The organism is Jiangella anatolica (assembly GCF_003236295.1).
GTDB lineage: Bacteria > Actinomycetota > Actinomycetes > Jiangellales > Jiangellaceae > Jiangella > Jiangella anatolica.
On the sequence record NZ_POTW01000011.1, the window covers coordinates 71,354 to 96,337 of the forward strand.

Genomic DNA, 24,984 nt, shown 5'->3' on the forward strand with positions numbered 1-24,984 from the left:
GTTGTCGCGATCGATCGTAGCTGCCGTCAGCGTCGGTAGCCGGCGCGCTGTTCGAGGCGCGCGACCCGCTCGGCCATGGGCGGGTGGGAGGCGAACAGCTTGGCCAGGCCGGTCTGCTGCAGCGGGCTGGCGATCATCAGGTGGCTGGTGGCGACGATGTCGCGCTCCGGCGGCAGCACCAGCCGCCGGGTGCTGGCGTCGAGCTTGCGCAGCGCCGACGCCAGCCCGAGCGGGTCGCCGGTGATGCGGCTGGCCTCGGCGTCGGCCTCGTACTCGCGGGCTGGGCTGACCGTCAGGCGGACGGCGGCCGCGGCGAGCGGGCCGAGCAGCGTCAGCAGCACCCGCCCGACCGGCCCGCGCATGCTGGCCGCGACCATGACGACGCTGGCCACGGCGCCCGCCGTCGACGAGACGAGGGTGTCGGCGCGGCGGATGTGGGCGAGCTCGTGTGCGACGACGGCGCGCAGCTCGCGCTCGTCGAGGAGGGCGAGGATGCCCTCGGTGCAGCAGACGGCGGCGTGCGCGGGGTCGCGGCCGGTCGCGAACGCGTTCACCGCGCGGGTCGGGCTGACGTAGAGGCGCGGCATCGGGACCCGCGCGGGCGCCGTCAGCTCTCGCACGACGCGGTGCAGGACGGGCTGCTCGGCCTCGCTGACGGGGTACGCGCGCATGGCCCCCAGCGCGATCGTGTCGGAGCGCAGCGCGACGTAGCCGTTCACCGCCGCGACGACGATGACGGCGATGACCAGGCACCAGCGGCCGACCGCCCAGCCGGCCAGCAGCGCCAGCGCCGACGGCACGGCCAGCAGCGCCATGGCCTTCACACGGTTGCGATGCACGTCCACCTCTCGGGCGCCCGTCCGGCGAGCACGGCACCCTGCGAATCAACGCGCGGTGAACCGGCCGGGTTCCTCGCCGCTCAGCGCTCAGCAGCAGCGTTGTTGCGGCGACCGGTCGCGATCGTCCTGCCGGCGACGCTCGAACTCGCGCCGCGACAGCACCCGCTCCGCGGCGTCGTGCCGGCCGCAGTGCTCGACGTAGCGATCGTAGGCCGTCTCGCCGCTGACCTCGCGCAGGTACCACCAGACCCCCGCGGCGGCGCGTCCGACGGCCTCCAGCAGCGCCGTCATGCGTCCTCCCGGTCGCCGCGAGCCGCGGCGGCGGCCATCAGCTCGCGCTCGGCCCGGGTCGGGATCAGCCCGGACGGCGCCACCAGCGTCGACCGCACGTACGGCGCCTCGGTGCTGGTGACGGTGGACGGGTCGCGCAGCGCGCCGACGCACACCCGGGCGGCGTCGGCGATGATGATCACGACCAGCAGTGCGAAGAACGCTGCCAGCACCCCGTCGACCGTGGAGTTCGTCACCACCTGCTCCATGTCCTCCAGCGACCGCGCCGGCGGCAGCACCTCGCCATTGTCCAGCGCCTCGGAGAACCGGTCGCGCTGCGCGAAGAACCCGAGCGTGGGGTCGTCGGAGAACACCTTCTGCCAGCTCGCCGTCAGCGTCACCGCGGCGTCCCACAGGAGGGGTATGCCGGTCACCCAAGCCCACTTCAGCCGTCCGCTCTTGATCAGGATCGTGGTGGCGACGGTGAGCGCGATGGCCGCGAGCAGCTGGTTGGCGATGCCGAACAGCGGGAACAGCTGGTTGATCCCGCCGAGCGGATCGGTGACGCCGGCGTAGAGGAAGTAGCCCCACGCCGCGACGACGACCGCGCTGCTCAGCCACAGGCCGGGCTTCCACGAGACGTCGCGCATCGGCTTCCAGACGTTGCCCAACGTGTCCTGCAGCATGAACCGCCCGACCCGGGTGCCGGCGTCGACGGTCGTCAGGATGAACAGCGCCTCGAACATGATCGCGAAGTGGTACCAGAACGCCTGCCCGCCGGCGCCGAACGCGTCGGTGAAGATCTGCGACATGCCGACGGCGAGCGTGGGCGCGCCGCCGGTCCGCGCGACCAGCGTCGACTCCTCGACGGAGGCGGCGGCGGCCGCGAGCTGGTCCGGCGTGATCGAGAAGCCGAGGCTCGCGACGGCCTGTGACGCCGACTCCAGTGAGTCGCCGAGAAAGCCGGCCGGCGCGTTCATCGCGTAGTAGAGGCCCGGGTCGATGACGGACGCGGCGATGAGCGCGCTGACGGCGACGAACGACTCCATCAGCATGCCGCCGTAGCCGATCATCCGGACCTGCGACTCCTTCTCGATCAGCTTCGGCGTGGTGCCGGAGGCGATCAGCGCGTGGAAGCCGGAGAGCGCGCCGCAGGCGATGGTGATGAAGACGAACGGGAACAGCGAGCCGGCGAAGACCGGGCCGTCGCCTCGGGAGGCGAAGTCGGTGATCGCCTCGTTCTGCAGCACCGGCCGGGCCAGCAGCAGGCCGATGGCGAGCAGGAGGATCGTCCCGATCTTCATGAAGGTGGAGAGGTAGTCGCGCGGCGCCAGCAGCATCCACACCGGCAGCACCGACGCGACGAAGCCGTAGATGATCAGCGCCCACACCAGCGCCTCGGGCGACAGCGTGAACGCGTCGGCCCAGCTGGAGTCCTGCACCCAGCCGCCGCCGACGATGGCCAGCAACAGCAGGGCGACGCCGATGAGGCTGGTCTCGATCACCCGGCCGGGCCGCAGCGACCGCAGGTAGAACCCCATGAACAGCGCGATCGGGATGGTCATCGCGATCGAGAAGGTGCCCCACGCCGAGTGCGCCAGCGCGTTCACGACCACGAGCGCCAGCACCGCCAGCAGGATGATCATGATGGTGAACACGCCGATCAGCGCCGCGACACCGCCGACGACGCCGATCTCCTCACGCGCCATCTGGCCCAGGCTCTTGCCGTTGCGCCGCATCGAGAAGAACAGGACGACCATGTCCTGGACGGCCCCGGCGAAAATCACCCCTACGACGATCCAGAGCGTGCCGGGTAGGTAGCCCATCTGCGCGGCGAGCACCGGGCCGACCAGCGGGCCGGCGCCGGCGATCGCCGCGAAGTGGTGGCCGAACAGCACGCGGCGGTCGGTCGGCTGGAAGTCGGTGTCGTTGCGCAGCGTCTCGGCCGGCGTCGCGCGCGTGTCGTCGACCTTCAGCACACGACGGGCGATGAACCGGGCGTAGAAGCGGTAGGCGATCGCGTACGAACCCAACGCCGCAGCCAGCAGCCACAGCGCCGAGATCTCCTCGCCGCGGGTCAGCGCGACGACGCCCCAGGCGATCGCGCCGACGACGGCGACCACGGTCCAGATCACGATCGATCTGAGCGGCGGACGGCGCCGGGGCGGAGCGGGCTCGGTACGGACGGTGTCGACCATGACGACCTCCGGACGGGATCGGGGCCAGCCGGTGTGACCGTAGAGATTACGCGCGGATGTCCCAACGGTCGAGGGTCGTCACACACGTGTCATCTCTCACGCTTCGGACGCCAGGACGGTTCCTGTGGAAAGTCGCCGTAGCATGGATGGTCGGGATTCGAGCCGGGACACCCCGGAAACACCGAACGTCTGAAGGAGGCGTCGACACCGGTGACGGTGAAGCACGTACACGAGCTCGACCGTGTGGTGATCCGATTTGCTGGCGACTCCGGTGACGGGATGCAGCTGACCGGCGACCGGTTCACCGCCGAGACCGCCTCCTTCGGGAACGATCTCTCCACATTGCCGAACTTCCCGGCGGAGATCCGGGCGCCCGCCGGCACGCTCCCCGGCGTCTCCAGTTTCCAGCTGCACTTCGCCAACTACGACATCCTGACGCCGGGCGACGCGCCGGACGTGCTGGTGGCGATGAACCCGGCCGCGTTGAAGGCGAACCTGCCCGACGTGCCGAAGGGCGCCACGATCATCGTCGACACCGGCGACTTCACCCCGCGTGCGCTGAAGAAGGTCGGCTGGGACACCAGCCCGCTCGAGGACAACACCCTCAGCGCCTACAAGGTGCACGCGCTGGACCTCTCCGGCATCACCATGGAGGCGCTGGCGCCGTTCGAGCTGTCGCGCAAGGACGCCTCGCGGTCGAAGAACATGTTCGCGCTGGGGCTGCTGTCCTGGATGTACGGACGCTCCATCGACGGCACGGTGAAGTTCCTGCACGAGAAGTTCGCCACCCGCGAGACCATCCGCGACGCCAACGTCGCCGCGCTCAAGGCCGGCTGGAACTACGGCGAGACCACCGAGGAGTTCGCGGTCTCGTACGAAGTCAAGCCGGCCGCGATGCCCGCCGGCACGTACCGGAACATCACCGGCAATCTGGCGCTGTCCTACGGCCTGATCGCGGCGGCGCGCCAGTCCGGGCTGCCGCTGTTCCTCGGTTCCTACCCGATCACGCCGGCGTCGGACATCCTGCACGAGCTGTCCAAGCACAAGCGGTTCGGCGTGCGCACGTTCCAGGCCGAGGACGAGGTCGCGGCCATCGGCGCCGCGCTGGGCGCGTCGTTCGGCGGCGCGCTCGGCGTCACGACGACGTCCGGACCCGGTGTCGCGCTCAAGGGCGAGACCGTCGGCCTGGCGGTGTCGCTGGAGCTGCCCCTGGTCATCGTCGACGTGCAGCGCGGCGGCCCGTCGACCGGCCTGCCGACGAAGACCGAGCAGGCCGACCTGCTGCAGGTGCTCTACGGCCGCAACGGCGAGTCGCCGGTCCCGGTGGTCGCCGCGTCGTCGCCGTCGGACTGCTTCCACGCTGCCATCGAGGCCGTGCGGATCGCCGTCACGTACCGGACGCCGGTGTTCCTGCTCTCCGACGGCTACCTCGCCAACGGGTCCGAGCCGTGGCACGTCCCCGACGTCGAGTCGCTGCCGACGATCGATCCCGGCTTCGCGACCGAGCTCAACCACGACGGCGAGGGCGAGCGCGACTTCTGGCCGTACCTGCGCGATCCCGAGACGCTGGCCCGGCCGTGGGCCGTCCCCGGGACGCCCGGGCTCGAGCACCGCATCGGCGGCATCGAGAAGCTCGACGGCCCCGGCACCATCTCCTACGACCCGAACAACCACGAGCGCATGGTGCGGCTGCGCCAGGCGAAGGTCGACGGCATCGCCGGCGTCCCGGACCTCGAGGTCGAGGACCCCAGCGGCGCGGCGCGGCTGCTCGTGGTCGGCTGGGGATCGACGTACGGCCCCATCGGCGCGGCGGTGCGGCGGGCCCGCAAGGCCGGCCACAACGTCGCCCAGGCGCACCTGCGTCATCTCAACCCGATGCCCGCGAACACCGGCGACCTGCTGCGGTCCTACGACCGCGTGCTCGTGCCGGAGATGAACCTCGGGCAGCTCGCCCTGCTGCTGCGCGGCAAGTACCTCGTCGACGTCGTCGGGTACAACCGCGTGCGAGGGTTGCCGTTCAAGGCCGAGGAGCTGGCCGACGTGATCATGGAGGAGGTGGGTGCGCTGTGACCGCACCCGTCGAACTGGGCCGGCCCGGCCTCGCCGGGGTGCCCACCACCGATGTCAAGCAGACGAAGAAGGACTTCACCAGCGACCAGGAGGTCCGCTGGTGCCCCGGCTGCGGCGACTACGCCGTGCTGGCGGCGGTCCAGGGCTTCCTGCCCGACCTCGGGCTGGCCCGCGAGAACATCGTCTTCGTCTCCGGCATCGGCTGCTCCTCGCGGTTCCCGTACTACATGAACACCTACGGGATGCACTCGATCCACGGCCGCGCGCCGGCCATCGCGACCGGCCTGGCCGCGTCGCGTCCGGACCTGTCGGTGTGGGTGATCACCGGTGACGGCGACGCGCTGTCGATCGGCGGCAACCACCTGATCCACGCGCTGCGCCGCAACGTCAACCTGACGATCCTGCTGTTCAACAACCGGATCTACGGACTGACGAAGGGCCAGTACTCGCCCACCAGCGAGCAGGGCAAGATCACCAAGTCGACGCCGATGGGCTCGCTGGAGGCGCCGTTCAACCCGGTGTCGCTGGCGCTGGGCGCCGAGGCGACGTTCGTCGGCCGGACCATCGACTCCGACCGTCAGCACCTCACCTCGGTGCTGTCGGCGGCGGCGGCGCACCGCGGCACGTCGCTGGTGGAGATCTACCAGAACTGCAACATCTTCAACGACGGCGCGTTCGAGATCCTGAAGAACCGCGACAGCCGCGACGAGGTCCTGATCCGGCTGGAGCACGGTGAGCCGGTCCGCTTCGGCGCCGACGGCCAGCACGGCGTCCGCCGCAACCCGTCGACCGGCTCGCTGGAGGTGTGCGCGGGCGACGACCCCGGCGTCATCGTCCACGACGCGACGGCCGACGACCCCACCCAGGCGTTCGCGCTGTCCCGGCTGGCCGACCCCGGCACGCTCGCCCGCAGCCCGATCGGCGTCTTCCGCCAGGTCGAGCGGCCGGCGTACGGCGACCTCATGGCCACCCAGCTGGACGAGGCCGCGGACAAGCACGGCCCCGGCGACCTGCAGGCGCTGCTACGCGGCAACGACCCGTGGACGGTCGGCTGACCCGCTCGCGTCTCGCGTAATGAGCCAAACCTGTGGTGATTGCTGGCAAGCCCGTAGCATGCCTCGGTGAGCACCTCGCGGTCCGGCCTGCTGTACGGCGTCAGCGCGTACGCGCTCTGGGGTGTCTTCCCGCTCTACATCAAGCTGCTGGACGACTCCGGCGCGGTGGAGATCCTGTCGCACCGGGTCGTGTGGTCGCTGGTGCTGGTGCTCGGCCTGCTCGCGGCGATGCGGCAGCTGCGCCGGCTGCGGACGCTCGGCCGGCGGGGGTACGGGCTGCTCACGCTGGCGGCGCTGCTCATCTGCGTCAACTGGGGCGTCTACATCTGGGGCGTCAACAACGACCACATCGTCGAGACGTCGCTCGGCTACTTCATCAACCCGCTGGTGACGGTCGTGCTCGGAGTGCTCGTGTTCGGCGAGCGGCTGCGCCGGCTGCAGTGGGCCGCGCTCGGCCTGGCCGGTGTCGCCGTCATCGTGCTGACCATCGACTACGGCCGCCCGCCCTGGCTCGCACTGACCCTGGCCTTCTCGTTCGGCACCTACGGCATGGTCAAGAAGAAGGCCGGCGTCGATGCCGTCGAGAGCCTGGCGGTCGAGACGGCGGTACTGTTCCTGCCCGCGCTGGCGTTCCTGCTGGTGCTGGGCGCGCGCGGTACCGGCGACTTCGTCACTGCCGGCTGGGGACCGACGCTGCTGCTGGCCAGCTGCGGCATCGTGACCGCGGTACCGCTGCTGTTCTTCGGGGCGGCGGCGGTGCGGGTGCCGCTGACCACGTTGGGGACGCTGCAGTACCTGACGCCGACGCTGCAGTTCCTGCTCGGGGTCGTGGTGTACGGCGAGACGGTGCCGCCGGTGCGGTGGTTCGGGTTCTCGCTCATCTGGACGGCGCTGGTCATCCTCACTGCTGAGGTCCTGGTTCGGCGACGGCGGGAGCGGCGGGCTGTGGTGGATCAGGTCGTTGCTGAGGCTGCTGCCGTTCGGTGAGGTCCGGTTCGCCGGGCATCCGTTCGCCGGGCTCTCGTTGGTTGGGTCTGCACCGTTCGGGTGGCCCCCTCGCTTGCCCCATTGTCCGGTCTCGGGAGCACGCCTCAAGTCCGCGCGCCCTGGCGGCGCTTGGACTTGACCCGTGATCCCGAGACCGGGGGCAAGACTCGGAGGGGGCCACCCGAAGAATGGGCCCTGGCCTTCAGGCCCGCTGTTCTTGGACTTCGCTGGCCGCTCACCATCCGCCGTGGTGGGCTACCGACTCCGCTGTTCTTCCTGTCCGCGAGCCGCCGCCGGCCAGCGGACAACGAGAACAGCGGACCTTTGAGCCGGGCCATTTTCCGGGCGGCCCCCTGATGCTGTTAAGACGGGGGCGCGGTGACGCGGGTCAAGTCCAAGCGCCCCAACCACAATCCCCCAGCACCCCACCGCGCTTGGACTTGAGGCGCGTCACCGCGCCCCCGACAATCGAAACAGCAGGGGGCCGCCCACCACTGTCGCAAACCGGCGAACTAGGAAGTCGGCTGCTCGGGAGCCACGAACGTGCCCTTCCCATGCACGGTGAGGATCCGCCCGCGCTCCCGCAGCTCGACCATGGCCCGCCGCACCGTCAGATAGGCGACCCCGTACTCGACGGCGAGGTCGCGCTCGGGTGGGAGGCGGGCGCCCGGCCGGAGCTCGCCCGAGTCGATCCGGGCGCCGACATGGTCGGCGATGGCGACGTAGAGCAGTTCGTGTCCCTGCGGCGAGAACTCCGGCACGTCACCCATGCCCTCACGATAGAAGCTCTGCTGACCTGCACAAAGGCCCTGAGCTATACAAAGGTCTACAGTGCCACTTAAAGTCAGCACATGCGCGAACAGACCTACTCCGGCTGGCTGCTCTGGAGTCGCCCGCCGGTTCGGCTGCTGGACGAGATCGTCGTCACCGATCGGGATGGGGCGACGGTCACCAACCGGCCGCTGCCGTACGGCACGGTCGGCACCCGAGGATGGGACACCACCTTGCGGCAGCTCGGCTACGAGCGGCTCGGCGGCTGGATGCCCGCGACCGGCGGCTACGTGTGCCGCATCCGGCCGATCGACCCGCCGCCCGCCGGGGTGCTGGCCAAGACGGCCTAGGACATGCGGGTGACGACGGAGTCGCAGAGGGCGTGCAGGGCGGCGCGGGCCGGAACGTCCGGGAGGGCGGACAGCGTGGCCCGGGCGTCGTCGGCCCAGCGGCGGACGTCGGCGGAGGCCTCGGCCATCGCCGGGTGGGCGCGCAGCAGCTCCAGCGCCTCCGCGTGGTCGGCGTCGTCGGCCACGGGGCCGGAGATCAGCGACAGCAGCCGCTCGTCGCCGGGCTGGGCGGCCCGCCGGGCGTACAGGACGGGAAGCGTGGCGACGCCCTCCCGCAGGTCCGTGCCGGGGGTCTTGCCGGACAGCCGCTCCGAGCCGGCGATGTCCAGCAGGTCGTCGGCCAGCTGGAAGGCCATCCCGATCCGCTCGCCGAACTGGCCGAGCACCTCGACCTGCGACGGGTCGACGCCGGCGTGCAGGGCGCCCAGGCGGGTCGAGGCGGCGATGAGGGAGGCCGTCTTGTCCGACAGGACCGACAGATAGTGCGCGACCGGGTCCTCGCCGTCGCGCGGGCCGAGCGTCTCGTGCAGCTGGCCGTGCACCAGGCGCTGGAACGTGCGCGCCTGGATCCGCACCGACTCCGGGCCGAGGTCGGCGAGCAGATCGGACGCGCAGGCGAACAGGAAGTCGCCGGTGAGGATCGCGACGGTGTTGTCCCACCGCGCGTTCGCGCTGGGGGCGCCCCGCCGCAGCTGCGCCTCGTCCATGACGTCGTCGTGGTAGAGAGTGCCGACGTGGGTCAGCTCGACGACGACGGCGGCCGGGACGACCTTCGGCGCGTCGAGGTCGCCGAACCCGGCCGCCAGCAGCGTCAGCAGCGGCCGGAACCGCTTGCCGCCGGCCTGGGTCAGGTGCCGCGAGCTCTCGCTGAGCATGGCGTCGTCGGACTTCACCGCCGCCAGCAGCCGCGCCTCGACGTCGTCGAGGGCAGCGCTGATCGACGCCTCGAGTGCGCCGTCGACCGACGGAATGCCCAGACCGCTGCTCAACCCGGCCCCTCCCCGCTCAGCCGGGCACGTTCACCCAGCAGGAGCATCCACTCTAACGAACGAAGATGGACGCCTGCTGGGCCAGGTCCAGCAGCGGACCGGGCACGATGCCCAGCAGCAGCGTCGCCGCCGCGCCCAGCGTGATGCCGACCGCGGTCCACAGGCTCGGCACCGCGACGGTGGGCCCCTCCGGCGCGGGGTCGCTGAAGAACATCAGCACGATCACCCGCACGTAGAAGAACGCCGCCACGGCGCTGGCGATGACACCGACCACGACCAGCGGCGCGGCGCCGCCGTCGATGGCCGCCGTGAACACCGACAGCTTGCCGACGAAGCCGCTGGTCAGCGGGATGCCGGCGAACGCGAGCAGGAACAGCGCGAACGTCGCCGCCAGCACCGGCGAGCGGCGGCCCAGCCCGGCCCACTTGGCCAGGTGCGTCGCCTCGCCGCCGGAGTCGCGGACCAGCGTGACGACGGCGAACGCGCCGAGCGTCGCGATGCCGTACGTGGCCAGGTAGAACAGGATCGCCCCGGTGGCCGACGAGTCCGCGGCCACCATCGCGGTCAGCACGAACCCGGCGTGCGCGATGGACGAGTAGGCCAGCATCCGCTTGATGTCGGTCTGTGTGAGCGCGACGACGGCGCCGACCAGCATGGTGGCGATCGCGACGGCCCACAGCATCGGCTGCCAGTCGGTGCGCAGCCCGCCGAACGCGACGTAGAACAGCCGCACCAGCGCGCCGAACGCGGCGAGCTTCGTGCAGGCCGCCATGAACCCGGTGATCGGCGTCGGCGCGCCCTGGTAGACGTCGGGCGTCCACGAGTGGAACGGCACCGCGCCGACCTTGAACAGCAGGCCGACGGCCATCAGCCCGACGCCGGCCAGCAGGATGCCGTCCTGGCCGACGTTCGCCGTCAGCGCCTCGGAGATCTCGCCGAACCGCAGCGTGCCGGCGTAGCCGTAGACGAACGCCATGCCGAACAGGAAGATCGCCGACGAGAACGCGCCGAGCAGGAAGTACTTGAGCGCCGCCTCCTGCGAGAGCAGCCGGCGCCGGCGGGCCATGCCGCACAGCAGGTACAGCGGCAGCGACATGACCTCGAGCGCGATGAACAGCATCAGCAGGTCGTTCGCGGCCGGGAACAGCATCATGCCGCCGACGGCGAACAGCACCAGCGGGTAGACCTCGGTCTGCAGCATCCGCTCGCGGACGAGGACCCGCTCCTCCTCGCTGCCCGGCAGCGACGACGCCGACGGGGCGAACGCGTCGCCGCCGGCCTCCAGCCGCCGCTCGGCGAAGAACCCGACGCTGATGATCGCCAGCACCAGGATGGTGCCCTGCAGGAACAGCGCCGGCCCGTCGATCGCGACCGCGCCGACCGCCGCCACCATGCCGGTGCCGGCCAGCAGGATCACCTGGACCAGCGCCGCCACCAGCGCCACCAGCGACAGCCCGACCTGGATCGGGTGCCGCAGCCGGCGCGGCGCGAACGCCTCGATCAGCACGCCGACGACGGCGGCGCCGAAGATCGTGATGAGCGGCGCCAGCTCCGCGTACTCGATGGTCGGGGCGTTCACCGGCCAGTCCCTTCCTCGACGTGTTCAGCGACGGGAGCCAGCGGCTCGGGTGGTTCGACGCCGACCTCGACCAGCGTCGGCTCGACGGCCTCGTCGATCGCGTCGGTCAGCGGCTTGGGGAAGAACCCGACCACCAGCAGCAGCGCGAGCAGCGGAGCGACGACGACGGCCTCGCGGGTGCGCAGGTCGGGCATGCCCTCGACGGCCGGCTGGACGGGACCGGTCATCGTCCGCTGGTAGAGCCACAGGATGTACAGCGCGGACAGCACGATGCCGAGCGTCGCGATGATCGCCGCCGGCCGGTACCGCGTGAACGTCCCGGAGATGACCAGGAACTCGGACAGGAACGTCGCCAGCGGCGGCAGCGCCAGCCCGGACAGGCCGGCCACGAGGAACACGCCGGCCAGCTTCGGCGCCGGCTTCTGCACGCCGCCGAAGTCGTCGACCTGCCGCGACCCGCGCCGGTTGATGAGGAAGCCGACGACCACGAACAGCGCGATCGTCGACAGGCCGTGGTTCACCATGTAGAAGGTCGCGCCGGTGGCGGCCTGGCCGGACAGCGCGAAGATGCCCAGCACGATGAAGCCGAAGTGCGAGATCGACGTGTAGCCGATCAGCCGCTTGAGGTCGGTCTGCCCGATCGCCAGCAGCGCGCCGTAGATGATGCTGACGACGGCGAGCGCGACGATCACCGGCGCGGCGTCGCGGGACGCGTCCGGGAACAGCGGCAGCACCAGCGCGATCATGCCGTAGGTGCCGACCTTGTCCGCGACACCGGACAGGAACGCCGCGTTCGACGGCGTCGCCTCGGCCGCGGCGTCGGGCAGCCAGGTGTGGAACGGCCACAGCGGCGCCTTGATCGCGAACGCCAGCATGAAGCCGACGAACAGCCACCACTGCGTGGTGGTGTCGATGTCCAGCGCGATCAGGTCGGGCAGGAAGAACGACGGGTTGCCGGCGTCGACGGACTGGACGTACAGCCCGATGACGGCGGCCAGCATGGCCAGGCCGCCGACCAGGTTGTACAGCAGGAACTTGACCGCGGCGTAGCGGCGCTGCGGCCCGCCGTACATGCCGATCATGAAGTACAGCGGGATCAGCATCGCCTCGAAGACGACGTAGAACAGCAGCACGTCCTGGGAGAGGAACGCGGTCAGCGTCAGCGCCTCGACGACGAGCAGCAGCGCGAAGAACGCCTTCGGGTCGCGCTGCTCGTCCTCGGCCTCGCGCCACATCGCCAGCGCGACGATCGGCGTGGCCAGCACCGTCAGCGCCATCAACGCGAGGCTGATGCCGTGCACGTCCAGCGCCCACGAGGCACCGAACTCCGGGATCCACTCGTAGGTCTCGGACTCGACGCCCATGTCGACGTCGAACAGGTACTGGATGCTGATCAGCGCGCCGACCAGCAGCGTCAGCAGCGCGAAGCCGGTGGCGACCTGCTTGGCGAGCGGGCCCCGCCCGGACGGCACCAGCGCGGTGAGCACCGCACCGAGCGCCGGCAGCGCGATGAGCGTGGTCAACCAGGGAAAGGTCACGGCAGCCTCACCAACAGCATGGCCAGCACGACGACGCCGACGCCGCCGAGCATCGTCGCGGCATAGGAACGGACGAACCCGGTCTGCCAGCGCCGCAGCCGGGCCGACAGCCCGCCGACGGCGGTGGCGGTGCCGACCACGGCGCCGTCGACGCCGCGGTTCTCGAAGTAGACCAGCGAGCGGGTCAGGTACTGGCCCGGCCGCATGAACACCGCCTCGTTGAACGCGTCGCCGTAGAGGTCGTTGCGGGCGGCGACGGTGAGCGGGTTGCCGGCCGGGACGTCCTCGCGGACGGCGCGGTGGCCGTACATCGCCCAGGCGACCGCGACACCGGCGACGACGGTGGCCAGCGTGATGGTGATCAGCAGCCACAGCGGCATCGGCAGGTCGTGGTGCGCCTCACCGGTGACCGGCGCCAGCCAGTCGACGATGTCCGCGCCCAGGTACAGCAGCCCGAACCCGCCGATGACCGAGAGCACCGCCAGGACGATCAGCGGGACGGTCATGACCGGCGGCGACTCGTGCGGTGGGTCGCTGTGCTGCCATCGCCGGTTGCCGAAGAACGTCATGAGCATGAGCCGGGTCATGTAGAACGCGGTGATGCCGGCGCCCAGCAGCGTGGCCAGGCCGACGACCCAGTTGTCCGCGAACGCCGCCTCGATGATCTTGTCCTTGGAGAAGTACCCGGCGAACGGCGGGATGCCGATGATGGCCAGGTAGCCCATCGCGAACGTGATGAAGGTGACCGGCATCATGATCCGCAGCCCGCCGTAGCGGCGCATGTTGACCTCGTCGTGCATGCCGTGCATCACCGAGCCGGCGCCGAGGAACATGTTGGCCTTGAAGAAGCCGTGCGTCAGCAGGTGGAAGATCGCGAACGCGTACCCGGCCGGGCCGAGCCCCGCCGCGAGCGTCATGTAGCCGATCTGGCTCATCGTGGAGCCGGCCAGCGCCTTCTTGATGTCGTCCTTGGCGCAACCGATGATCGCACCCATGAGCAGCGTGATCGCGCCGACGACGACGACCGCGGTGCGCGCGTCCGGCGCGAGGTCGTAGATCGCGGCGGACCGGACGATCAGGTAGACGCCGGCGGTCACCATGGTGGCCGCGTGGATCAACGCCGACACCGGGGTCGGGCCCTCCATCGCGTCCAGCAGCCAGGACTGCAGCGGGAACTGTGCGGACTTGCCGCAGGCGCCGAGCAGCAGGAACAGCCCGATGACGGTGACCCAGCCGGTCGAGGCGCCCTCGGCCGACGCGAACACGACGTCGAAGGCGGTCGAGCCGAAGACGGTGATCATCGACGCCATCGCGAGGACCATGCCCATGTCGCCGACGCGGTTGACGACGAACGCCTTCTTCGCCGCGACCGCCGCCGAGTTCTTGTGCTGCCAGAACCCGATCAGCAGGTACGACGCCAGGCCGACGCCCTCCCAGCCGATGAACAGCACCAGGTAGTCCGAGGCCAGGACCAGCAGCAGCATCGCCGCGACGAACAGGTTCAGGTAGCCGAAGAACCGTCGCCGCCGCTCGTCGTGCTCCATGTAGCCGATCGAGTAAACGTGGATCAGCGACCCGACGCCGGTGATCAGCAGCACGAACGCCATAGACAGCTGGTCCAGCAGCAGGCTGACGTCGACGCTGTAGCCGCCGGCGTTGACGTACTCCCAGAGCTGGACGGTGAACGCGCGGCCGTCGGACGGCTCGCCGAGCATGGCGAAGAACAGCACCAGGCCCATGACGAACGACGCGATCGACGCCCCGCAGCCGATCAGGTGGCCCACCCTGTCCGTGCGCCGCCCGCCCAGCAGCAGGATCGCGGCGCCCAGCAGCGGGAACGCGATGAGCAGCCAGGTCAGGTCGAACACGCCGGTGGCGGAGACGACCGCCTGGCCGCCGCCGTGCCCGCCCTCGGTGGCGACAGCCGTCGCCAGCGCGCTGAGTGTGGAAGTCACTGGTTCCTCACGCCCGTCAGAGCTTCAGCAGGCTGGCGTCGTCGACCGACGCGGACCTGCGAGTTCGGAAGATCGTCACGATGATCGCCAGCCCGACGACGACCTCGGCGGCCGCCACGACCATGACGAAGAACGCCACGATCTGGCCGTCGAGGTTGCCGTGCATCCGGGCGAAGGTGACGAACGACAGGTTGGCCGCGTTGAGCATCAGCTCGACCGACATGAACGCGATCAGCGCGTTGCGCCGGACGAGCACGCCGGCCGCGCCGATCGAGAACAGGATGATCGACAGCACCAGGTAGTTGGTCGGGTTCATGCGCGCTCACCTCCGTTCGTGTCGTCGTCGCCGCCGACCGGCTCGTCGGTCTCGCCCTCGGCGCCCGCCTCGATGTCGGCCGGCGTCGGGTGGTGCCGGAACTCCTCGGTGGAGCGGGCCGCGCCGCGGGCCACCAGGACCCGGTTGATCGACGCCTCGCTCGGGGTGCCGTCGGGCAGCAGGGCCGGGGTGTCCACGGCGTTGTGCCGCGCGTACACGCCCGGGACCGGCAGGCCGGCCGCCTCTCCGGGCGGGCCCTCGGTGAACCGCTTGATCGACAGTTCCTTCTGGGTCGGACGGTGGAACAGCCGCTCCCGGTGGGTCAGCGTCATGGCGCCGACGGCGGCGGTGATCAGCAGCGCCGCCACCACCTCGAAGGCCCACACGTAGGTGCCGAAGATCGCGTCGGCGATGGCCGGCACGTTGCCGTCCGGCGTCGCCTGCGCCAGGCCCGTGGGCTCCGACGGCAGCGTCGCCCGCACCGTCACCCCCGTCAGCAGCACGATGACGCCGAGCACCGCGAGCGTGGCCGCGGCCCGCTGGCCGCGGATCGTCTCGACCCGCGAGTCCGACGAGTCGACGCCGACCAGCATGATCACGAACAGGAACAGCATCATGATCGCGCCGGTGTAGACGACGATCTGCACGACGCCGAGGAACGGCGCCTCCTGCGCGATGTAGAACAGCGCCAGCGAGATCATCGTGAGGGCGAGGCTCAGCGCACCGTGCACGGCCTTGCGCGCGAACACCAGGCCGAGCGCGCCGAGCACGGCGATCGGCGCCATGATCCAGAAGAGGGCCGTCTCGCCCATCAGGCCCCCTCACCGCTGGAGCGGCCGAGGCCGGCGCCGAGGTAGTAGTCGCGCTCGTCGTCGCCCAGCCGCATCGGGTGCGGCGGCTCCTCCATGCCGGGGAGCAGCGGTGCGAGCAGGTCCTTCTTCTCGTAGATGAGGCTCTCGCGGGTGTGGTCGGCGAGCTCGTACTCGTTGGTCATCGTCAGCGCGCGGGTCGGGCACGCCTCGATGCACAGCCCGCAGAGGATGCAGCGCAGGTAGTTGATCTGGTAGACGCGGCCGTACCGCTCGCCCGGCGAGAAGCGCTCGTCCTCGGTGTTGGAGGCGCCCTCGACGTAGATGGCGTCGGCCGGACACGCCCACGCGCACAGCTCGCAGCCGACGCACTTCTCCAGGCCGTCGGGGTGCCGGTTGAGCTGGTGCCGGCCGTGGAACCGCGGCGCCACCGGATGCGGGTGCTCCGGGTACTGCTCGGTGACCGGCTTGCGGAACATGGTCCGGAACGTGACTCCGAACCCCGCCACCGGGTCGAGGAACTTAGGCACGACTGCTCTCCTCGGTACGTTCGTCGGTCTTGGTGGTGGCCCCGGTTGGGGTCACGGGGATGCGCGCCGCCACGAACTCCTGGCCAGGCATCGGCGGGACCGGGTGGCCGCCGGCGAACGCGTCGAACGGCGCCGGTTCGGCCGGCTCGGTCTCCTCCGGCTGCTTCTTCTCCGGGATCAGCAGGCTGCCGATCAGCAGCACCGCGACCGCGATGCCGCCGTACAGCAGGATCTGGTTGCGCTCGATGCCCTCGTTGAACGCCAGCCGCATGCCCGCCACCGCGACGATCCAGACCAGCGAGACCGGCAGCAGCACCTTCCAGCAGAAGTGCATGAACTGGTCGTACCGCAGCCGGGGCAGCGTGCCGCGCAGCCAGATGAACACGAAGATCAGCAGGATGACCTTGGCGAAGAACCACAGCAGCGGCCACCAGCCGGTGTTGAACATGCCGTCGTTGATCGCCGACAGCGGCCACGGCGCCCGCCAACCGCCCAGGAACAGCGTCGTGGCGATCGCGGAGACGTTGACCATGTTGATGTACTCGGCGAGGAAGAACATCGCGTACTTGATCGACGAGTACTCGGTGCCCCAGCCGGCCACCAGCTCGCCCTCGGCCTCGGGAAGGTCGAACGGCGCCCGGTTCGTCTCGCCCACCATCGCGATGAGATAGATGATGAACGACGGCAACAGGATGATGCCGTACCAGAGCCGCTCCTGCTCCGCGACGATGCCCGACGTCGACATGGTGCCGGCGAACAGGAACACGCCGACGAACGACAGCCCCATGACCAGCTCGTACGAGATGACCTGCGCGGTCGAGCGCAGGCCGCCGAGCAGCGGGTAGGTCGAGCCGCTGGACCAGCCGGCCATCATCAGCCCGTACACCCCGACCGACGCGATGGCCAGCGTGAACAGCACCGCCACCGGCATGTCGGTGAGCTGCAGCCGGGTCTCGTGGCCGAAGATCGACACCTCGGGGCCCAGCGGGATGACCGACAGGATCAGGAACGACGGGATCACCGCGACCAGTGGCGCGGCGATGTAGACGATCTTGTCCGCGGCCTTCGGGATGATGTCCTCTTTGAACATCAGCTTCACGCCGTCGGCGAGGCTCTGCAGGCTGCCGAACGGCCCGGTGCGGTTCGGGCCGAGGCGGTGCTGCATGCGAGCGACGACCTTGCGCTCGAACACGATGTTGAACAGCGTCAGGACGACGCACAGCACGAAGATCGCCAGGCACTTGATGGCGATGATCCACCACGGGTCGTTGCCGAACCCGGCGATCTCGTCTCCGGTGGTCTCCGCGGCCAGGGCGATCACGATGGCACCGTCACATTCTGACGTCGGGTCATGCGGGGATCACTCACTCCCACTAGTCGTCTCACGGCCAGGAACGACCTCGGGGGGAGCCTCCGGCCCCGCCCCTCGACCGTTGCCCGCATGACCCGACTGGGCACCTGCGAGCTTGACGACGGCGCCGGCGGCGGCGCCGAGCGACTGGTGCAGCGTCGAGCCGTTCGAGTTCTCCGGCAGCCAGACCACCCGGTCGGGCATGTCCGTCACCCGCACCGGCACCGTGACCGAGCCGGTCCCGGTGCGGACGGTGAGCCACTCGCCGTCGGCGACGCCCACCTCGGCGGCGGTGCCGGCGGAGAGGCGGGCCTCGACCTTGCGCGCCGTCGCCGCCAGGTGCGGCTCGCCGTCCTGGCCGCGGCCGGAGTCGAGCATGAGCCGCCAGCTGGCCAGCACGGCCTCGCGCTCGCCGGGCCGCGGTGGCCCGGCGGGCGTCGCGTCGGCGCTCTCCGGCCGGGCGCCGTCCCAGACCCCGAGCTCGGCGATCTCGGCCCGGGCGTCGTCGACGTCGCGCACCCCGAGCCGGATGCCCAGCTCGCCGGCGATCGCGTCGAGCACGGCGGCGTCGCTGAGCGACGGCGTCTGCGCGAGCACCGCGGGGAACGGCCGCAGCCGGCCCTCCCAGTTGACGAACGTGCCGGCCTTCTCCACCGGCGGCGCGACCGGCAGCACGACGTCGGCCAGCTCGGTGACCTCGCTGCGCCGCACCTCGAGGCTGACGACGAAACCGGCGGACTCGAGCGCGCGCTTCGCCGCGGCCGGGTCGGGCAGGTCGGCCAGCTCGACGCCGGCCACCAGCGCGCCGGTCAGCACGCCGCTGGTCAGCGCGGACAGGATGCCGGTGGTGTCGCGGCCGGGCAGCGACGGCAGCGTCTCGACCGACCAGGCGGCGGCGACGTCGACCCGGGCCTCCGGGTCGGCGACCGGCCGGCCGCCGGGCAGCAGGTTCGGCAGGGCGCCGGCCTCGAGCGCGCCGCGCTCGCCGGCCCGCCGCGGCACCCAGGCCAGCCGGGCGCCGGTGACGGTGGCGACCCGGGCGGCCGCGGACAGCGCCCCAGGGATCGTCGCCAGCCGGGAGCCGACGAGGATGACGGCGCCCTTCTTGCGCAGCGCCTCGCCCAGGTAGGCGACGCGATCGTCGCCGAGCGTGATCGCGTTGAGGATCTCCGGCTCGGTACCCGGCGCGGCCGGCAGCAGCGTGCCGCCGGTCTTCGTCAGGCCGCGGGTCGCGTACGGCGCGATCGAGTGGACCTGGGTGCCGTTCTTCCGGTTGGCCTTGCGCAGCCGCAGGAACAGCGCGCCGGCCTCCTCCTCCGGCTCCAGCCCGACCAGCAGCACCGCCGGCGCCTGCTCGACGTCGGCGAACGTGACACCGAGGCCGGACCCGGCGATGGAGGCCAGGAAGCCGGCCTCCTCGGCCGAGTGCGGCCGCGCGCGGAAGTCGATGTCGTTGGTGTCGAGGGCGACGCGAGCGAACTTCGCGTACGCGTAGGCGTCCTCGTGCGTCAGCCGGCCGCCGGTCAGCACGCCGACGCCGCCGGTGTCCCGCGAGCGGGCCAGGCCCTGCGACGCCAGCGTCAGCGCCTCCGGCCAGGACGCCGGGACCAGCTCACCGGTCTCCTCGTCACGCACCAGCGGGTGCGTGATGCGGTCGTCGAGCGTGGACCAGCGGAACGCGAAGCGGTCCTTGTCGGTGATCCACTCCTCGTTCACCTCGGGGTCGTCGCCGGCCAGCCGGCGCATGACCGTGCCGCGGCGGTGGTCGACCCGGATCGCGCTGCCGCAGGCGTCGTGCTCGGCGACGGACGGGACCGACACCAGGTCGAACGGGCGGGACCGGAACCGGTACGCCGCGCTGGTCAGCGCGCCGACCGGGCAGATCTGGATGGTGTTGCCGGAGAAGTAGCTCTCGAACGGCTCCTTCTCGTAGATGCCGACCTGCTGCAGCGAGCCGCGCTCGAGCAGCTCGATGAACGGGTCGCCGGCGATCTCCTTGGAGAACCGGGTGCACCGGGCGCACAGCACGCAGCGCTCGCGGTCCAGCAGCACCTGCGCGGAGATGTTGATCGGCTTCGGGTAGGTCCGCTTCTTGCCCTCGTAGCGGGAGTCGCCGCGGCCGTTGCTCATCGCCTGGTTCTGCAGCGGGCACTCGCCGCCCTTGTCGCAGACCGGGCAGTCCAGCGGGTGGTTGATCAGCAGGAACTCCATGATCCCCTGCTGCGCCTTGTCCGCGACCGGCGAGGAGAACTGGGTGTTGATCACCATGCCCGGCGCGACGGTGAGCGTGCAGGACGCCTGCGGCTTGGGCATGCCGCGGCCGTTGCCCATGTCGGGCACCTCGACCATGCACTGCCGGCAGGCGCCGACGGGCTCCAGCAGCGGGTGGTCGCAGAACCGCGGGATCTGGATGCCGATCAGCTCGGCCGCGCGGATGACCAGCGTGCCCTCCGGCACGCTCACCTCGAAGCCGTCGATGGTGACCGTCACCAGGTTCGGCTGCGGCTCCACGGCGTCGGACGTGGAGTTGGTCGTCACGGTCATCAGGCCTTGGCCCCCAGTTCCTGCGCGAACAGCGTCGAGGCGGCCGGGTCGAACGGGCAGCCGCCGTGCTCGAAGTGGGCGATGTACTCGTCGCGGAAGTGCTGGATGGTCGAGACCACCGGCGCCACCCCGCCGTCGGCGAGCGCACAGAACGAGCGGCCAGCGATGTTATCGCTCATGTCCAGCAGCTTGTCCAGGTCGGCCTCGGTGCCGTCGCCCTTCTCCAGCCGCTCGAGGATCTGGACCATCCACCAGAAGCCCTCGCGGCAGGGCGTGCACTTGCCGCAGGACTCGTGCTTGTAGAACTCGATCCACCGCTCGGTGGCGCGCACGACGCATGTGGTGTCGTCGAAGATCTGCAGCGCCCGGGTGCCCAGCAGCGAGCCCACGCCGGCCATGCCTTCGAAGTCCAGCGGGACGTCGATGTGCTCGGCGGTGAGGATCGGCGTCGACGAGCCGCCCGGCGTCCAGAACTTCAGCTCGTGACCGGCCCGGATGCCGCCGGCCATGTCCAGCAGCTCGCGCAGCGTGATGCCCAGCGGCGCCTCGTACTGGCCCGGCTTCGTCACGTGCCCGGACAGCGAGAAGATGCCGTAGCCGGGCGACTTCTCGCTGCCCATGCCGCGGAACCACTCGGCGCCGCCGGAGACGATCGACGGCACCGACGCGATGGTCTCGACGTTGTTGATGACAGTCGGCGACGCGTACAGGCCGGCCACCGCCGGGAACGGCGGCTTCAGCCGCGGCTGGCCCCGTCGCCCCTCCAGCGAGTCCAGCAGGGCGGTCTCCTCGCCGCAGATGTAGGCGCCGGCGCCGGCGTGCACGACGACGTCCAGGTCGAACCCGGAGCCGAGGATGTCCTGGCCCAGGTAGCCGGCCTCGTACGCCTCGGCGACGGCGTTCATCACCCGGCGGAACACCTGCAGCACCTCGCCGCGCACGTAGATGAAGGCGTGCTTGGCGCCGATGGCGAAGGACGTGATGATGACGCCCTCGACCAGCACGTGCGGATCGGCCATCATCAGCGGGATGTCCTTGCAGGTGCCCGGCTCGGACTCGTCGGCGTTCACGACCAGGTAGGTCGGCTTGCCCGAGTCCTTGGGGATGAAGCTCCACTTCATCCCCGTCGGGAAGCCTGCGCCGCCGCGGCCGCGCAGGCCGGAGTCCTTGACGATCTCGACGATGTCCTCGGGCTTGCGCTGCAGCGCACGGCGCAGCGCCTTGTAGCCGCCGGCCTTCTCGTAGTTGCGCCGGGTGAACGCGTCGGACTGGTCCCAGCGGGCGGTGAGAACAGGGGTGAGGGTCTTCTGGCTCACTTGCTGCTGCCTCCCAGCTCGCGCTGACCGCCCTCGGGCGCCGTCCAGCCGTTCTCGTTCGCCAGTTCCAGCCCCACGACGGAGGCCGGGCCGGCCGCGGCGCCCTCGGTAGCCAGGCCGTCGGGGAACCCGGCCAGCACCCGCTCGGCCTGCTTCCAGGTGCAGATGCGCGGGCCGCGGGTGGACTCGACCACCTCGCCGGCGCGCAGCCGGTCGACCAGCTCGCGCGCGGACTGCGGCGTCTGGTTGTCCATGAACTCCCAGTTGACCATCATCACCGGCGCGTAGTCGCAGGCCGCGTTGCACTCGACCCGCTCGAGCGAGACCTTGCCGTCGTCGGTCGTCTCGTCGTGCCCGACGCCGAGGTACTCGGACAGGTCGTCCCAGATCGCGTCACCGCCCATGACGGCGCACAGCGTGTTCGTGCACACGCCGACGTGGTACTCGCCGACCGGGCGGCGCTTGTACATGGTGTAGAACGTCGCGACCGCGGCGACCTCGGCCTCGGTGATGTCGAGGACCTCGGCGCACAGCTCGATGCCCTCGGGGGTGACGTACCCCTGGTGCGCCTGCACGAGGTGCAGCATCGGCAGCAGCGCCGACCGCGGCTCCGGGTACCGGGCGATGATCTCGGCCATCTCCGCCCGGACGGTGTCGTCCAGCGCGGCGGGCGCGGCCGGTGTCTGGTTCACGTCGGTCATCGGTCACATCCACCCATCACCGGGTCGAGGCTCGCGACGGACACGATGACGTCGGCCACCATCGAACCCTCGCACATCGCCGGTACGGCCTGCAGGTTGTTGAAGGACGGGTCGCGGAAGTGGACGCGCCACGGGCGGGTGCCGCCGTCGGACACCACGTGCGCGCCGAGCTCGCCGCGCGGGCTCTCGATCGGCATGTACACCTCGCCGGCCGGGACCCGGAAGCCCTCGGTGACCAGCTTGAAGTGGTGGATCAGCGCCTCCATCGACTCACCCATGATGTGCCGGATGTGGTCGAGGGAGTTGCCCATGCCGTCGCTGCCGATGGCCAGCTGGGCCGGCCAGGCGATCTTCTTGTCGCCGACCATGACCGGGCCCGGCTCCAGCCGGTCCAGGCACTGCTCGACGATCTTCAGCGACTCCTTCATCTCGTCGATGCGGATGCGGAAGCGCCCGTAGGAGTCGGCGGTGTCGCGGGTCGGCACCTCGAAGTCGTAGGTCTCGTAGCCGCAGTACGGCTGCGACTTGCGCAGGTCCCACGGCAGGCCGGTCGACCGCAGCACCGGCCCCGTGATGCCCAGCGCCATGCAGCCGGCGAGGTCGAGGTATCCGACATCGACGGTGCGGCCCTTGAACACCGGGTTCTCGTTCGCGAACGCCTCGTAGGAGCCGATGTGGTCCCACATCCACCGCAGGTACTCGCGAACGCTCTCGACCGCGCCCGGCGGCAGGTCCTGCGCGACGCCGCCCGGGCGGATGTACGCGCTGTTCATCCGCAGGCCGGTGATCAGCTCGAACAGGTCCAGCGTGCGCTCGCGCTCGCGGAACCCGTTGGTCATCATGGTGAGCGCGCCCATCTCCATGCCGCCGGTCGCGATGCAGACCAGGTGCGACGAGATGCGGTTCAGCTCCATCATCATGACGCGGATGACGTTGGCCCGCTCCGGGATGTCGTCGGTGATGCCGAGCAGCTTCTCGACGCCCAGCACGTACGCGGCCTCGTTGAAGAACGGGGACAGGTAGTCCATGCGGGTCACGAACGTGACCCCCTGGGTCCACGTCCGGTACTCCATGTTCTTCTCGATGCCGGTGTGCAGGTAGCCGATGCCGCAGCGGGCCTCGGTGACGTTCTCGCCGTCGAGCTCGAGGATGAGCCGGAGCACGCCGTGCGTCGACGGGTGCTGCGGGCCCATGTTGACGACGATGCGCTCCTCGCCCGCGGCGGCCGCGCCGATCACGTCGTCCCAGTCCTGACCGGTGACGGTGTAGACCGGGCCCTCGGTGGTCTCGCGTACGCCCGCGTACGGGTCGTCGGTGTCGTCGCCGGCCGGCGTGAAGGTGACGTCCTGCTGGCTCATCAGTTGTACGCCCTCCGCTCGTCCGGCGGCGCGATGGTCGCGCCCTTGTACTCCACGGGGATGCCTCCGAGCGGGTAGTCCTTGCGCTGCGGGTGCCCCGGCCAGTCGTCCGGCATCTGGATGCGGGTCAGTGCCGGGTGGCCGTCGAAGAGGATGCCGAAGAAGTCGTACGTCTCCCGCTCGTGCCAGTTGGCCGACGGGTAGGTGTGCACGATCGACGGGATGTGCGGGTCGTCGTCGGGGCAGGTGACCTCGAGGTTGACCCGGCGGTTGTGGGTGATCGAGAGCAGCTGGACGACGGCGTGCAGCTCGCGGCCGGTCTCCTCCGGGTAGTGCACGCCGTTGACGCCCATGCACATCTCGAACCGGAGCAGCGGGTCGTCGCGGAACGTCCGGGCGACCTCGGCCAGCTTCTCGCGCTTGACGAAGAACGTGATCTGGCCGCGGTCGACCAGCACCTTCTCGAACACGTCGGCGTCGGTGCTGCCGGCCTCCTGCAACGCCGCGGTGACGTCGTCGCCGAGCTTCTCCAGCTCGTCGGGCCACGGGCGCGGGGTGGAGGCGCCGCGGACCGGGTTCGTGTCGCGGACCACCAGCCGGCCGTAGCCGGACGTGTCGCCGCTGCCGTCGTAGGCGCCGAACATGCCGCGCCGGGACGGGTGCTCCGGCGGCAGCGCCGGGCCCTCCGGCTCGGCCGGGAGCGACTCCTCCTCCGCCTCCGCGGCGGCGGTCTCCTCGGTCGGGGCCTCGGCCGGCTTCTGGTCCTCGGTCGGGCTGGTCTCGGCGCGCGTCTCCGCGGCCTCGGCGACGTCGTCGGGGTGCTGCGAGCCGCTGGTCATGCCCTGCGCGTCGCCCGCGCTGTCGGCGGCCTCGGTCCGCTTCTCGTCGTCGCTCACCGGAGCAGGCCCTTCATCTCGTGCGTGGCCTCGGCCCGCAGCGCCAGCCGCTCGGCCTCGGCGTCGTCCGCGGCCTTGTGCGCGCCCAGCCGCGTGTGCTGGATCTGGTCGTGCAGCTTGAGGATCGCGTCGATCAGCATCTCCGGCCGGGGCGGGCAGCCGGGCAGGTAGACGTCGACCGGCACGACGTGGTCGACGCCCTGGACGATGGCGTAGTTGTTGAACATGCCGCCGGACGAGGCGCAGACACCCATCGACAGCACCCACTTCGGGTTGGCCATCTGGTCGTAGATCTGCCGCAGCACCGGCGCCATCTTCTGGCTCACCCGGCCGGCGACGATCATCAGGTCGGCCTGCCGCGGCGACGCGCGGAAGACCTCCATGCCGAACCGGGCGGAGTCGTGCCGGGGGCCGCCGAACGCCATCATCTCGATGGCGCAGCAGGCCAGGCCGAACGTCGCCGGCCAGACCGAGCCCTTACGCATGTAGCCCAGCAGGCCCTCGACCGTGCTCAGGAGCACGCCGGACGGAAGCTTCTCTTCAACACCCATGATTCGCCTCT

22 protein-coding genes are annotated in these 24,984 nt (G+C 70.7%); 4 read left to right on the forward strand and 18 right to left on the reverse strand.

Going from position 1 to position 24,984, the window contains the following annotated elements:
• Positions 1 to 26: 26 nt before the first annotated feature.
• The 3 genes from C1I92_RS06780 to C1I92_RS06790 all read right to left on the reverse strand — a co-directional run bounded on the left by C1I92_RS06780 (position 27) and on the right by C1I92_RS06790 (position 3,307).
• The gene (locus tag C1I92_RS06780; RefSeq protein WP_199521013.1) at positions 27 to 839 is read right to left on the reverse strand and encodes a M48 family metalloprotease; all 813 of its coding nucleotides are present in this window, start codon (positions 837 to 839) and stop codon (positions 27 to 29) included.
• Between the two features lie 87 nt (positions 840 to 926).
• Positions 927 to 1,130 carry a CstA-like transporter-associated (seleno)protein gene (locus tag C1I92_RS06785; protein WP_111253896.1) on the reverse strand — a complete coding sequence of 68 codons (204 nt, stop codon included), beginning with the start codon at positions 1,128 to 1,130 and terminating at the stop codon, positions 927 to 929.
• The gene (locus C1I92_RS06790; RefSeq protein ID WP_111253897.1) at positions 1,127 to 3,307 is read right to left on the reverse strand and encodes a carbon starvation CstA family protein; all 2,181 of its coding nucleotides are present in this window, start codon (positions 3,305 to 3,307) and stop codon (positions 1,127 to 1,129) included. The genes C1I92_RS06785 and C1I92_RS06790 overlap by 4 nt, the downstream gene beginning before the upstream one ends.
• A gap of 279 nt (positions 3,308 to 3,586) precedes the next feature.
• Here C1I92_RS06790 and C1I92_RS06795 point away from each other — a divergent pair, with 279 nt between their 5' ends.
• The 3 genes from C1I92_RS06795 to rarD all read left to right on the forward strand — a co-directional run bounded on the left by C1I92_RS06795 (position 3,587) and on the right by rarD (position 7,419).
• Positions 3,587 to 5,377 carry a 2-oxoacid:acceptor oxidoreductase subunit alpha gene (locus C1I92_RS06795; RefSeq protein WP_111253930.1) on the forward strand — a complete coding sequence of 597 codons (1,791 nt, stop codon included), beginning with the start codon at positions 3,587 to 3,589 and terminating at the stop codon, positions 5,375 to 5,377.
• A gap of 14 nt (positions 5,378 to 5,391) precedes the next feature.
• Positions 5,392 to 6,432, forward strand: a complete 1,041-nt coding sequence (locus tag C1I92_RS06800) for a 2-oxoacid:ferredoxin oxidoreductase subunit beta (RefSeq protein ID WP_111253931.1) — start codon at positions 5,392 to 5,394, stop codon at positions 6,430 to 6,432.
• Positions 6,433 to 6,498: 66 nt separating this feature from the next.
• Complete coding sequence (gene rarD / locus C1I92_RS06805; RefSeq protein WP_111253898.1) at positions 6,499 to 7,419, forward strand: EamA family transporter RarD; 921 nt, start codon at positions 6,499 to 6,501, stop codon at positions 7,417 to 7,419.
• A 512-nt stretch (positions 7,420 to 7,931) separates the two neighbouring features.
• Here rarD and C1I92_RS06810 read toward each other — a convergent pair.
• Entirely contained in the window at positions 7,932 to 8,189 is a 258-nt protein-coding gene (locus C1I92_RS06810; protein WP_111253899.1) for a GntR family transcriptional regulator, read from the reverse strand.
• An 81-nt stretch (positions 8,190 to 8,270) separates the two neighbouring features.
• On the opposite strand from C1I92_RS06810, the gene C1I92_RS06815 reads away from it, so the two are divergent.
• Positions 8,271 to 8,540 (forward strand): hypothetical protein, encoded by a 270-nt coding sequence (locus C1I92_RS06815; protein WP_111253900.1) that lies wholly within the window; start codon positions 8,271 to 8,273, stop codon positions 8,538 to 8,540.
• On the opposite strand, the gene C1I92_RS06820 is transcribed toward C1I92_RS06815, so the two are convergent.
• The 14 genes from C1I92_RS06820 to C1I92_RS06885 all read right to left on the reverse strand — a co-directional run bounded on the left by C1I92_RS06820 (position 8,537) and on the right by C1I92_RS06885 (position 24,973).
• Complete coding sequence (locus C1I92_RS06820; protein ID WP_233506874.1) at positions 8,537 to 9,529, reverse strand: polyprenyl synthetase family protein; 993 nt, start codon at positions 9,527 to 9,529, stop codon at positions 8,537 to 8,539. The genes C1I92_RS06815 and C1I92_RS06820 overlap by 4 nt on opposite strands.
• A 52-nt stretch (positions 9,530 to 9,581) precedes the next feature.
• Positions 9,582 to 11,108 carry an NADH-quinone oxidoreductase subunit NuoN gene (gene nuoN, locus C1I92_RS06825; protein ID WP_111253901.1) on the reverse strand — a complete coding sequence of 509 codons (1,527 nt, stop codon included), beginning with the start codon at positions 11,106 to 11,108 and terminating at the stop codon, positions 9,582 to 9,584.
• The gene (locus C1I92_RS06830; RefSeq protein WP_233506875.1) at positions 11,105 to 12,631 is read right to left on the reverse strand and encodes an NADH-quinone oxidoreductase subunit M; all 1,527 of its coding nucleotides are present in this window, start codon (positions 12,629 to 12,631) and stop codon (positions 11,105 to 11,107) included. The genes nuoN and C1I92_RS06830 overlap by 4 nt, the downstream gene beginning before the upstream one ends.
• Before the next feature lie 11 nt (positions 12,632 to 12,642).
• Positions 12,643 to 14,514 (reverse strand): NADH-quinone oxidoreductase subunit L, encoded by a 1,872-nt coding sequence (nuoL, locus tag C1I92_RS06835; protein WP_111253933.1) that lies wholly within the window; start codon positions 14,512 to 14,514, stop codon positions 12,643 to 12,645.
• 103 nt (positions 14,515 to 14,617) lie between these two features.
• Entirely contained in the window at positions 14,618 to 14,917 is a 300-nt protein-coding gene (gene nuoK, locus C1I92_RS06840; protein ID WP_111253903.1) for an NADH-quinone oxidoreductase subunit NuoK, read from the reverse strand.
• Positions 14,914 to 15,729 (reverse strand): NADH-quinone oxidoreductase subunit J, encoded by an 816-nt coding sequence (locus C1I92_RS06845; protein WP_111253904.1) that lies wholly within the window; start codon positions 15,727 to 15,729, stop codon positions 14,914 to 14,916. The genes nuoK and C1I92_RS06845 overlap by 4 nt, the downstream gene beginning before the upstream one ends.
• Complete coding sequence (gene nuoI, locus C1I92_RS06850; RefSeq protein ID WP_369124082.1) at positions 15,729 to 16,205, reverse strand: NADH-quinone oxidoreductase subunit NuoI; 477 nt, start codon at positions 16,203 to 16,205, stop codon at positions 15,729 to 15,731. The genes C1I92_RS06845 and nuoI overlap by 1 nt, the downstream gene beginning before the upstream one ends.
• A gap of 43 nt (positions 16,206 to 16,248) precedes the next feature.
• Entirely contained in the window at positions 16,249 to 17,568 is a 1,320-nt protein-coding gene (nuoH, locus tag C1I92_RS06855) for an NADH-quinone oxidoreductase subunit NuoH (RefSeq protein ID WP_111253934.1), read from the reverse strand.
• 48 nt (positions 17,569 to 17,616) lie between these two features.
• Positions 17,617 to 20,151 carry an NADH-quinone oxidoreductase subunit G gene (locus tag C1I92_RS06860; protein ID WP_111253906.1) on the reverse strand — a complete coding sequence of 845 codons (2,535 nt, stop codon included), beginning with the start codon at positions 20,149 to 20,151 and terminating at the stop codon, positions 17,617 to 17,619.
• The gene (gene nuoF, locus C1I92_RS06865; RefSeq protein ID WP_111253907.1) at positions 20,151 to 21,467 is read right to left on the reverse strand and encodes an NADH-quinone oxidoreductase subunit NuoF; all 1,317 of its coding nucleotides are present in this window, start codon (positions 21,465 to 21,467) and stop codon (positions 20,151 to 20,153) included. The genes C1I92_RS06860 and nuoF overlap by 1 nt, the downstream gene beginning before the upstream one ends.
• Complete coding sequence (nuoE, locus tag C1I92_RS06870) at positions 21,464 to 22,168, reverse strand: NADH-quinone oxidoreductase subunit NuoE (RefSeq protein WP_111253908.1); 705 nt, start codon at positions 22,166 to 22,168, stop codon at positions 21,464 to 21,466. The genes nuoF and nuoE overlap by 4 nt, the downstream gene beginning before the upstream one ends.
• The gene (locus C1I92_RS06875) at positions 22,165 to 23,526 is read right to left on the reverse strand and encodes an NADH-quinone oxidoreductase subunit D (protein ID WP_111253909.1); all 1,362 of its coding nucleotides are present in this window, start codon (positions 23,524 to 23,526) and stop codon (positions 22,165 to 22,167) included. The genes nuoE and C1I92_RS06875 overlap by 4 nt, the downstream gene beginning before the upstream one ends.
• Positions 23,526 to 24,422, reverse strand: coding sequence for an NADH-quinone oxidoreductase subunit C (locus tag C1I92_RS06880; RefSeq protein ID WP_199521014.1), 897 nt, complete (start codon positions 24,420 to 24,422; stop codon positions 23,526 to 23,528). Before C1I92_RS06880 ends, C1I92_RS06875 begins: the two co-directional genes overlap by 1 nt.
• Positions 24,419 to 24,973: a NuoB/complex I 20 kDa subunit family protein gene (locus C1I92_RS06885; protein ID WP_111253910.1), complete on the reverse strand. Its 555-nt coding sequence runs from the start codon at positions 24,971 to 24,973 to the stop codon at positions 24,419 to 24,421. Before C1I92_RS06885 ends, C1I92_RS06880 begins: the two co-directional genes overlap by 4 nt.
• Positions 24,974 to 24,984 lie beyond the last annotated feature (11 nt).

Bases quoted from the DNA above. Each gene is read 5' to 3' on its own strand.
- C1I92_RS06785 (WP_111253896.1), bottom strand. From the start codon at position 1,130: ATGACGGCGCTGCTGGAGGCCGTCGGACGCGCCGCCGCGGGGGTCTGG.
- C1I92_RS06790 (WP_111253897.1), bottom strand. From the start codon at position 3,307: ATGGTCGACACCGTCCGTACCGAGCCCGCTCCGCCCCGGCGCCGTCCG.
- C1I92_RS06795 (WP_111253930.1), top strand. From the start codon at position 3,587: ATGCAGCTGACCGGCGACCGGTTCACCGCCGAGACCGCCTCCTTCGGG.
- C1I92_RS06810 (WP_111253899.1), bottom strand. From the start codon at position 8,189: ATGGGTGACGTGCCGGAGTTCTCGCCGCAGGGACACGAACTGCTCTAC.
- C1I92_RS06815 (WP_111253900.1), top strand. From the start codon at position 8,271: ATGCGCGAACAGACCTACTCCGGCTGGCTGCTCTGGAGTCGCCCGCCG.
- nuoK (WP_111253903.1), bottom strand. From the start codon at position 14,917: ATGAACCCGACCAACTACCTGGTGCTGTCGATCATCCTGTTCTCGATC.
- C1I92_RS06845 (WP_111253904.1), bottom strand. From the start codon at position 15,729: ATGGGCGAGACGGCCCTCTTCTGGATCATGGCGCCGATCGCCGTGCTC.
- nuoI (WP_369124082.1), bottom strand. From the start codon at position 16,205: ATGTTCCGCAAGCCGGTCACCGAGCAGTACCCGGAGCACCCGCATCCG.
- C1I92_RS06860 (WP_111253906.1), bottom strand. From the start codon at position 20,151: ATGACCGTGACGACCAACTCCACGTCCGACGCCGTGGAGCCGCAGCCG.
- nuoE (WP_111253908.1), bottom strand. From the start codon at position 22,168: ATGACCGACGTGAACCAGACACCGGCCGCGCCCGCCGCGCTGGACGAC.
- C1I92_RS06875 (WP_111253909.1), bottom strand. From the start codon at position 23,526: ATGAGCCAGCAGGACGTCACCTTCACGCCGGCCGGCGACGACACCGAC.
- C1I92_RS06885 (WP_111253910.1), bottom strand. From the start codon at position 24,973: ATGGGTGTTGAAGAGAAGCTTCCGTCCGGCGTGCTCCTGAGCACGGTC.